10 protein-coding genes are annotated in these 8,918 nt (G+C 59.0%); 7 read left to right on the top strand and 3 right to left on the bottom strand.

The features are described from left to right. The first annotated feature begins 6 nt into the window (after nucleotides 1-6). Together AC2FNN_RS08545 and AC2FNN_RS08550 are read left to right on the top strand one after the other, a co-directional pair. On the top strand, nucleotides 7-717 hold the full coding sequence (locus AC2FNN_RS08545) for a GntR family transcriptional regulator (protein WP_496757902.1): 711 nt from the start codon (nucleotides 7-9) through the stop codon (nucleotides 715-717). A gap of 12 nt (nucleotides 718-729) precedes the next feature. After that, nucleotides 730-1,824 carry a Gfo/Idh/MocA family protein gene (locus AC2FNN_RS08550; protein ID WP_496757904.1) on the top strand — a complete coding sequence of 365 codons (1,095 nt, stop codon included), beginning with the start codon at nucleotides 730-732 and terminating at the stop codon, nucleotides 1,822-1,824. 76 nt (nucleotides 1,825-1,900) lie between these two features. On the opposite strand, the gene AC2FNN_RS08555 is transcribed toward AC2FNN_RS08550, so the two are convergent. Together AC2FNN_RS08555 and AC2FNN_RS08560 are read right to left on the bottom strand one after the other, a co-directional pair. Next, on the bottom strand, nucleotides 1,901-2,542 hold the full coding sequence (locus AC2FNN_RS08555; protein ID WP_496757906.1) for an NAD(P)-dependent oxidoreductase: 642 nt from the start codon (nucleotides 2,540-2,542) through the stop codon (nucleotides 1,901-1,903). Between the two features lie 12 nt (nucleotides 2,543-2,554). Continuing rightward, on the bottom strand, nucleotides 2,555-3,442 hold the full coding sequence (locus AC2FNN_RS08560) for an EamA family transporter (RefSeq protein WP_496757908.1): 888 nt from the start codon (nucleotides 3,440-3,442) through the stop codon (nucleotides 2,555-2,557). Between the two features lie 77 nt (nucleotides 3,443-3,519). Between AC2FNN_RS08560 and AC2FNN_RS08565 the strand changes: the two genes are divergently transcribed. Then, nucleotides 3,520-4,029 carry a MarR family winged helix-turn-helix transcriptional regulator gene (locus AC2FNN_RS08565; RefSeq protein ID WP_496757910.1) on the top strand — a complete coding sequence of 170 codons (510 nt, stop codon included), beginning with the start codon at nucleotides 3,520-3,522 and terminating at the stop codon, nucleotides 4,027-4,029. A 267-nt stretch (nucleotides 4,030-4,296) separates the two neighbouring features. Here AC2FNN_RS08565 and AC2FNN_RS08570 read toward each other — a convergent pair whose 3' ends face one another. Next, nucleotides 4,297-5,208 (bottom strand): LysR family transcriptional regulator, encoded by a 912-nt coding sequence (locus AC2FNN_RS08570; protein WP_496757912.1) that lies wholly within the window; start codon nucleotides 5,206-5,208, stop codon nucleotides 4,297-4,299. 211 nt (nucleotides 5,209-5,419) lie between these two features. Here AC2FNN_RS08570 and AC2FNN_RS08575 point away from each other — a divergent pair, with 211 nt between their 5' ends. The 4 genes from AC2FNN_RS08575 to AC2FNN_RS08590 form a co-directional block, all read left to right on the top strand. Continuing rightward, entirely contained in the window at nucleotides 5,420-7,087 is a 1,668-nt protein-coding gene (locus AC2FNN_RS08575) for a GMC family oxidoreductase (RefSeq protein ID WP_496757913.1), read from the top strand. A gap of 205 nt (nucleotides 7,088-7,292) precedes the next feature. Further along, entirely contained in the window at nucleotides 7,293-7,682 is a 390-nt protein-coding gene (locus AC2FNN_RS08580; RefSeq protein WP_496757915.1) for a COG4315 family predicted lipoprotein, read from the top strand. A 47-nt stretch (nucleotides 7,683-7,729) separates the two neighbouring features. Further along, the gene (locus AC2FNN_RS08585; RefSeq protein ID WP_496757916.1) at nucleotides 7,730-8,239 is read left to right on the top strand and encodes an RNA polymerase sigma factor; all 510 of its coding nucleotides are present in this window, start codon (nucleotides 7,730-7,732) and stop codon (nucleotides 8,237-8,239) included. After that, a partial coding sequence (locus AC2FNN_RS08590) for an anti-sigma factor family protein (RefSeq protein WP_496757918.1) occupies nucleotides 8,236-8,918 on the top strand: 683 nt, incomplete at its 3' end. The genes AC2FNN_RS08585 and AC2FNN_RS08590, both read left to right, overlap by 4 nt.

Consider the following 8,918-nt stretch of genomic DNA (forward strand, 5'->3'; position numbering starts at 1 on the left):
CCCGCCTTGCCTGTATCCAACCGAAACCCCAATGCCCTGCCGGTATATATTCAGATCGCAGAACTTCTGATCCGTGACATCGCGGCTGGTCGTCTTATTGATGGTGAGCGCCTGCCGCCCGAGCGCGAGATGGCCTCAGAGTTGAATGTCTCGGTTGGAACGCTGCGAAAATCGCTCTCTGAGCTAGAAAAAAAGGGGATGTTGGAGCGCATCCAAGGCTCGGGCAACTACATCCGCGAGACCGGTACACAAAACAGCGTCTATGCGATGTTCAGGCTGGAACTGCCCGAAGGGGGTGGCCTGCCTCGTGCGGATATCCTGTCGGTTGACCATCTGAAAAAGCCGATCGATCTGCCGAAATTCGGTGCTTCTGACGCCGGTTCGCGTGTCCGGCGGATGCGCTACCTGAATGATACAATCATCGCTGTCGAAGAAATCTGGCTGGACGAATCAGCGGGCCTGATCGACCAGAGCCTGCTGTCCGACTCGCTCTATCGATATTATCAGCGCCAGTTGGGTTTTTGGATCACAAGAGCCGAAGACAGGGTTTCGGTCCGGCCTCTACCGTACTGGACACCTTCTGACTTCACCAAGCCAGCGGGCCAATCGGTCGGTTACATCGAGCGGTTCAGCTGGTCAGAAAGCGCCGAACCCGTCGAATTCTCAAAAACCTGGTTCGACCCGGATCGGGCCAACTACGTACAACGTCTGAAGTAAAAGGAAACGCACATGACCCGGACCATCAATTACGGGCTGATTGGATGCGGAATGATGGGGCAAGAGCACCTGCACAATATCGGATTGCTGGAAGGTACCAGTGTGGCTGCGATCTTTGAACCCGATCAGGAGATGGCAAAAGCCGCCAAGGCAATTGCGCCAACTGCAACCATGGCAGGTTCCGTGCAAGAGCTTCTGGCGGTAGAGGCACTGGACTGCGTCGTCATTGTCAGCCCGAACCATCTTCATGTGGACCAGATCTGCGAAATTGCTGAAACACGCCCTCTGCCGCTTTTGGTAGAAAAACCATTGTTCACCGACCCGCAGGACACGCCCCGGCTCGACCAGTTGCAGCGCGACTACCCCTGCCCGATTTGGGTCGCGATGGAATACCGGTACATGCCCCCTATTGCTGCTTTGATCGGGAAGGCTGAGGCGACAGGTGGGGTGAAGATGCTGTCGATCCGCGAGCATCGTTTTCCCTTCCTGGACAAGGTCGGTAACTGGAACCGGTTCAACCGAAATACCGGTGGTACTTTCGTCGAGAAATGCTGCCATTTCTTCGACCTGATGCGTCTGATATTGCAATCCGATCCTGTGCGTATCACAGCAAGCGGCGGGCAGGCGGTGAACCATCTGGACGAGAGTTACGACGGTCAAACCCCGGATATTCTGGATCACGGCTATGTTCTGGTCGACTTTGCTTCGGGTGCGCGCGCGATGTTGGAACTTTGCATGTTTGCCGAAGGCTCACGCTATCAAGAAGAAATATCGGCCGTAGGACCGGACGCCAAAATCGAGGCGTTTGTTCCCGGACCCGGACGATTCTGGCCCGATCATTTGGGAGCCCCGCCGCTGCCGCAGGTGATCCTGAGCCCGCGCAATCCAAAAGGTCCGGTATCAATGGACGTTCCGGTGGACCCTACCCTTTTGGCGGCAGGGGATCACAATGGGTCGACCTACTATCAGCACAAAGGGTTCCTGTCCGTGCTCCGGGGCGAAAAGGCAAAACCGGATGTAAGTTTGAAGGACGGCCTCTGGGCTGTCAGGATGGGGCAAGCGGCACAACAGGCAATTGAAACCGGTGAAACGGTTTACTTGATGTGACCTGCCCCCGCTGGTCCCAGCCCGGCCTGCTGCCCGGCTGGCCGGTCTGCCTTTCCCCGGCGTTTTTGAACGAGTGCTAGTAACCGACCGTGAACGCAGCCCTCGGGAAATTAGCTGATTGTGCCTCGTCTACCAGCGCAACGGCAAAGTCTTCCATCGATATCTCCGATTTGCCCAGTTCATCGACCAGCAGCGTGTCGGTACCGGTTCTGAACGCGCCCAGGCGTGGGCCGGGCTGCAAAAGGGCTGGAGGGCTGGCATAAGTCCAATTTGCCGATGTTTCAAAGGCACAGAGTTCCCATTGCGCCATCGATGCACGGGCTGTCGGAACGATGTTGTCCGGCAAGAAATCCGGATCTGACAAAACCGTATGCGGACTGCCGTTTGGCAGATGTAGCCGCGCGGCGCCGCCAACGATGATCACCCGAAGACCCGTGCGTGATGCAGCATTTAGGATCGAACGCGTCAGAGCCACGATCTCGCCTTCGCGCCCGGGCGGAGAGCGCAACGCGCTGATCGCAAGGTCCTGCGACTCCATGGCTGCAACGAGGGTTGCGGGATCTGTCGCATCCGCGATGACCGGTCTGACGCCCTCGGGCAGCTTGGCAATCGCTGCCTCGTTTCGAATAGCTGCGGTTACGAGATGCCCGCGAGCAAGCGCTTCCGTTACGACGCGAGAACCGACATCGCCAGTGGCACCAAATACTATGAGTTTCATCGGAGTTCTCCTTTACGATGGGTAGCGGATGGGGTTCTTCGAAAGGTCAGATGGGCGGGTACGCACCGCCCTTTGACCAAGCCAGATTGCTGCAAAGACAAGCGCGGCCCCGGCGATCTGCATCTGTGTCAGCGCCTGACCCAGCAAGGCCCAGCCGATCAGAACGGCGGAGAGCGGGCTGAGAAAACCAAGCGCCGAGACGGCCCCTGGCTCTATCCGTGAGATACCGCGAAACCACAGGATATAAGTGAGCGCAGCCCCGATGAGCGCAAGGTAGAGGATGCCTGAGAGGTTTCGTGCATCCAGTGTTGGAAGCGGCGGCTCGATGAAGACGGCCAGAAGCACCAGCAACAGACCGCCGGCGGTCAGCTGCCAGGCGGTGAAGGTAAGCAGCGGCACCGGAGGTTGCCATTTCCGAGTCAGGACCGTGCCTGCCGCCATCGAGGCCGCCCCGCAAACTCCGGCAATCAAACCAAAGGGATCAAGCCTTATACCTGACCCGAGGACAAGCAGCCCGACACCAAAGATGCCGATCAAGGCAGCCATCACGGCCGACGCTCTGATCGCTGTCCCAAGCAGCATCGCGGCTAGGAACACGACGATCAGAGGCTGTATCGCACCGACCGTCGCCGCGACCCCTCCCGGCAGCCTATAGGCTGCGATAAACAGAAAGGCCCAGAAAAGCGTGAAGTTGAGCGCGCCGAGAACGAAAATGCGCAGCCACCAAATTCCTTTCGGCAAGCGCGGCGCCATTACCAGCAGCAGAAGGCCGGCAGGCAGAGCGCGCAGGGCGGCCATCGTCACCGGATACCCTGAAGGAAGGAATTCCGTCGTAACAAAGTAGGTGCTGCCCCAAACCAGCGGCGCAATGGCTGTTAGTGCAATGTCGAGATGTCTCATCGCGGACCTCCATTATCTTGACGTCAAGATATACCTATTTATCTTGACGTCAAGAGATAACTCCGCAATATAGTTTCATGGACCACGTAGACCGCATCATTGCCCAATGGAACAGGGCCCGGCCCGACCTTGATGTCGGACCGATGGAAATCATCGGTCGGCTGTCACGTTTGACTGCCAAGCTTCGGGGTGAAATGGAAAGAACCTGGAAGGCTCATGGGTTGAACGCCGCCAGCTTTGATGTCCTGGCGACCCTGCGCAGATCCGGAAAAACCGATGGCTTATCCCCTGGGGAATTGCTGGACCTGACCATGGTGACCTCAGGAACAATGACCAATCGCATCGATCAACTCGTCAAACACGGCCTCGTCGAGCGGGTGCCAAACCCCGAAGACAAGCGCGGGTTTCTGATCCGTTTGACGGAAGCCGGATTTGCGACGATCGAGAAAGCCGTCGTCGATCATGTCGACACACAGCATCGCCTTTTGCGCGGACTAACTTCGGCAGAAGCCGAGGACTTGAACAGGCTTCTGAAAACACTGGATGAAAGGGTGAACTCCGAAAGTGGGGTGAATTCGCGCGAATGATCGTCTTTCAAGGTGCAACGCATGACCACGACCTGTTGGTCCTATGTCGTACCGATATGGACGGCCCAGACCGGCAATTGGTTGAAGGCTGCCGTCGCTTCCGCGGCACCCGCCAGACCGGACTTTGGCCGCAGGCCCAAAGTCCTGAACCATGCGAACTTGCATTTCGCGAGACGAAGCGCCGTCCGCCGTACCACGCGCAGAACGCGTCGGATGGCAATTTGCAACACACCTCAGAGGGTATTTTTGCAGCCTCTCCAGGCGCGATCACCAGGACCGGAGCAACAGGTCGAATGTCTCGGCTATCATCGGGTTGTCTTTGCGACGTTCTAATGCCGCGAAACACAGGCACGCAGGAACTGACACGGAATTACAGACGGCAAGCCCGAAGGATTGCTTTTGATGCAGCGCGATGGACTCGCGGCAGAGGCTCAGGCCAATACCCGATCTCACCATTTCAAGCATCGAAGCTTCTTGATCCACCAGCGCAACCACGTTCGGGCGGCAGGCGTGGCGTTCGAAAACCTTGGCCAGAAGGCGATGGTGAACAGAGGCTTCGGGCGTGCCGATCCAAGGAAGGGCTGCAAGCGAAGACCAGTCGGATTCTTCCACCTGCTTCTGCCAGCCAGCCGGCCCGATCACGCGATACGTGAATTCGGCCAGCTTGATGGCATGCACCGGATCGTCTCCGTCCGACCCGATGCTGGATAGGTCATCGGGCCCACACAGGTAAAACCCGGCATCAACCCGACCCCGCCTGAGCCATGTCAAAATATCTCCGCTGACCCCGTGCTTCAGTTCGGTTTCAACATCAGGATGCTCTGCGCGCAAATTCGCCAACAGACGCCCCAACCGGATGAACTCCGGATCGACGATCGTGCCGATCGTCAGTTTTCCACTCAAGCGCCCAACGCGCTGGTGGGCACTGCGTTGGAAATCACTGACTGCATCGAGGACGTGTTGAGCCTTCGCCAATACCGCAGTGCCGTCATGAGTGATCTGCAACCCGGTTGCGGTTCGGTTGAACAAGGTAAGCCCCGTATCTTCGGCAAGACGCTTGATTTGATGACTGATGGCCGGCTGTGTCAGGTTCAGCACCTCGGCTGCGCGTGAAACACTGCCTTCCCGGGCCACCGTCACGAAGGCCAGGATGGTGTTAATGCTCGAAAACCGGTCCATATAAAATTTACTAATATGGTATTGTGCAAATTGTCATTAGCTTTTTGCCCGCCGCTCCCGCAGAGATCGGTAAAACCAGCGTTGTGTGGTGGTGGGGAACCGCCCCCACCCTCGGAGGTGAATAAAAAGTGCCTCGTACCAGAAAACAGGAATCCGTTTCCTTGCCGGTGCGCAAATGGCGAAGCAACGACAGAACAGGTGGAAGACAAAGATGTCTGACGGCGCAAACAGGTTCGACTATATCGTGGTTGGTGGCGGATCGGCCGGGTGCCTGATGGCCAACAGGCTGAGCACCGATCCAGGGAACCGGGTTTTACTGCTTGAGGCGGGCAAGCCCGATACCTATCCCTGGATACACATTCCGGTTGGCTATCTCTATTGCATCGGCAACCCGCGCGCAGACTGGATGTACAAAACCGAACCCGCTAAGGGGCTGAACGGGCGCAGCCTGCTTTACCCGCGCGGGAAGGCGCTGGGCGGGTGTTCCTCGATCAACGGGATGATCTATATGCGGGGCCAGGCCCGCGACTATGACAACTGGGCCAAGCTCACCGGTGAAGAGGCGTGGAACTGGGAAAACGCGCTGGCCGACTTCAAGGCTCATGAGAACCACTACCGGCTGGATGACGGTGCCGACCCACGCACTGGCGACAACAGCCGGTTTTCCGATCTGCACGGGCATGGCGGCGAATGGCGGGTGGAAAAACAGCGACTGCGCTGGGATGTTCTGGACAGTTTTGCCGAAGCCGCGGTCGAAAACGGCATCCCCAAGACCGATGATTTCAACACCGGCGACAATGCCGGGGTTGGCTATTTCGACGTCAACCAGCGTTCTGGCTGGCGTTGGAATACCTCCAAGGCATTTCTGCGCCCCGCCAAGTCGCGCCCGAACCTGACGATCTGGACAGAGGCGCAGGTTGAGAAACTGACCTTCGAAACAGGCGAGGCTGGTCGGCTGCATTGTACCGGCGCAGTAGTCCGCCACAAAGGACAGCCCATTGCGGTCGAGGCCTCAAAGGAGGTGGTTTTGTCTGCGGGCGCCGTGAACTCGCCGCAAATCCTGCAACTGTCGGGGATCGGCCCGGCGGCGCTTCTGAAAAAGCACGGAATTGATGTCGTCATGGATGCGCCCTATGTGGGCGAGAACCTACAGGATCACCTGCAAATTCGCGCGGTCTACAAGGTCAAGGGCACCAAGACGCTGAACACCCTGGCCAATTCGCTGATAGGCAAGGCCAAGATCGGACTGGAATACGTGCTGAAGCGCTCTGGCCCGATGAGCATGTCGCCCAGCCAGTTGGGGGCTTTCACCCGGTCTGATCCGGCAAGACCGCACGCCAACGTCGAATACCACGTCCAGCCGCTGAGCCTTGAGGCGTTTGGCGAAGACCTGCATGATTTCCCCGCCATCACTGTCAGCGTCTGCAACCTGAATCCGACCAGCCGCGGGCATGTCCGCATCGCGTCTTCGGATTTCCGTCAGCCGCCCCAGATTACCCCCAATTATCTCGACACAGACGAAGATCGCAGGGTTGCCGCTCAAAGCTTGCGGCAGGTGCGCGAAATCATGTCTCAGCCCGCGATGGAAGCTTACGAGCCGGAAGAATTCAAGCCGGGCATTCAGTATCAAACCGACGAGGAACTGGCCCGTTTGGCAGGCGACATCGCCAGCACGATCTTTCACCCGGTTGGTACGATCAAGATGGGCCGAGAGGATGATGAAACCGCCGTTCTCGATCCGCATTTGCGCATGAAGGGGGTGATTGGGCTGCGCGTCGTCGATGCTTCGATCATGCCAGAGATCACCAGTGGCAACACCAATTCGCCCACGATCATGATTGCAGAAAAGGCCGCAGGCTGGATGTTGGCGGGTCAATAAACCCTGTAGGCATCCGGGTGCAACAACTTCCCGGAGGAACCACGCACAAGCCGTTCTCCGATCTTCCGGTGACCGGCATTCGGTGCTGCACGCCTGACCCTGCTGGGCGCGAAAAAATTCAGGCCCCGAGGGAATAAACCCGATCGCCTGCGTGTAAGTGTCATGTCTGCGATGGTGCAGACGCCCGACACGGAGGAACACCCGAATGACCCGCACTTCTTTTGCTCTGACCACATCCACCCTGATGGCATGCGCCCTTGCAACCGCCGCCGCCGCTGGCGATGCCCCGGTCCTGACCGGTAAACTGGGCGATCAGACTATTTTGATGGATGCCAACAAGATGACCCTTTATACGTTCGACAAGGACGAAACGGGCAAGTCCAACTGCTATGATCAATGCGCGGTGAACTGGCCGCCGCTGACCGCAGCCGCGGGAACCGAACTGCCCAAGAACTATTCGTTGATCCAGCGCGACGACGGTATGATGCAGGTCGCCTACAAGGGCCAACCGCTGTATCTGTGGATCAAGGACAAGCAACCCGGAGAAATGACCGGCGACGGCGTTAAGGGCGTGTGGCATACCGCGCGGCCCTGATTGCGGCGCCAGGGGGAGGCCCGACCGGGCCGCCTTTGGCTTAGACGATGTCACGGACATTCGACCAGCAACTCGAAGACGCCTTGCCCGATCTGTGGCGATTTGCGTTTTCACTGACCCGGAATCGCGACCTGGCCGACGATCTGGTGCAGGATGCTGTCTTGCGCGCGATTCGGAAAAAGGGGCTCAGATGGCCGGGCCACCCGGTCAAGCCCTGGGCGATGAAAATCCTGCTCAATTGTTTTCGCAATGACCGGCGGCGCGCCGCGACCCGTCCCGAAACCGATACTGGGGCATTGGATCAGCTGGTTTCGCCCGAGGCCACCGCCGAAGAGCGATTGGAACTGCGCTGGCTGTGGCGTCGGATCGACGCCTTGCCGGAGGATCAAAAACTTGTTCTGCTGGCGGTCACCATCGCGGGGTTGACCTATGCCGAGACCGCCCGGTTGCTGGGCGTCCCGCAGGGTACCGTCATGTCTCGGTTGTCCCGGGCCCGGACACGGCTGCAAGCCCCGGAAGAACAGGCGGGCAAATCACGATTGCGGAGCGTGACATGACGACCGAACCGAACATGGAAACTCTGATGCAGGCCGCAGTCGACGGCCAGTTGACGCCATCTCAGCAGGACCGTCTGGACCGGCACCTGGCTGCACATCCCGCCGACCGTGCGCGGCTGGCGGCGATGATCCAGCAGGCGGGGATGATGCGCGCCTCGGTGCCGCAGCCCGATCCCGCGCAACTGGACCGGCTGATGCGCGGGGCGCGCGAGGGCACCAGTCACGCGGTGTTAGGACGGCTGGCCGCAGCGGTGGCGATCTATGCCTTGGGTCTGGGCAGTGGCCTGTTCCTGTCGCGGGATACTGCCAAGCCCGAGACATTGATGGCGCAGGCACCGATTCAGGCGGCGGCGGCACACGCCCTGTATTCGCCCGAGGTTCTGCACCCGGTCGAGGTGTTCGCCGACCAGCGCGATCATCTGCAAACCTGGCTCAGCAACCGGCTGGGCGCACCGGTGATCGCGCCCGAACTGGTCGAGACCGGCTACCGGCTGATCGGCGGGCGGTTGTTGCCTCTGGGTCATGGTCCGGCGGCGTTCTTCCTCTATGAAAACGAATCCGGCGACCGCCTCAGCCTGTTTGCCAATCTGACCACAGACCCGGCTCAAACCTCGTTTCAATACCGGCGCGACGGGGATTTGGGTATCGTGTTCTGGCAGGACGGACGGTGGGAATATTC

This window comes from Ruegeria sp. BHSA118, assembly GCF_059613405.1.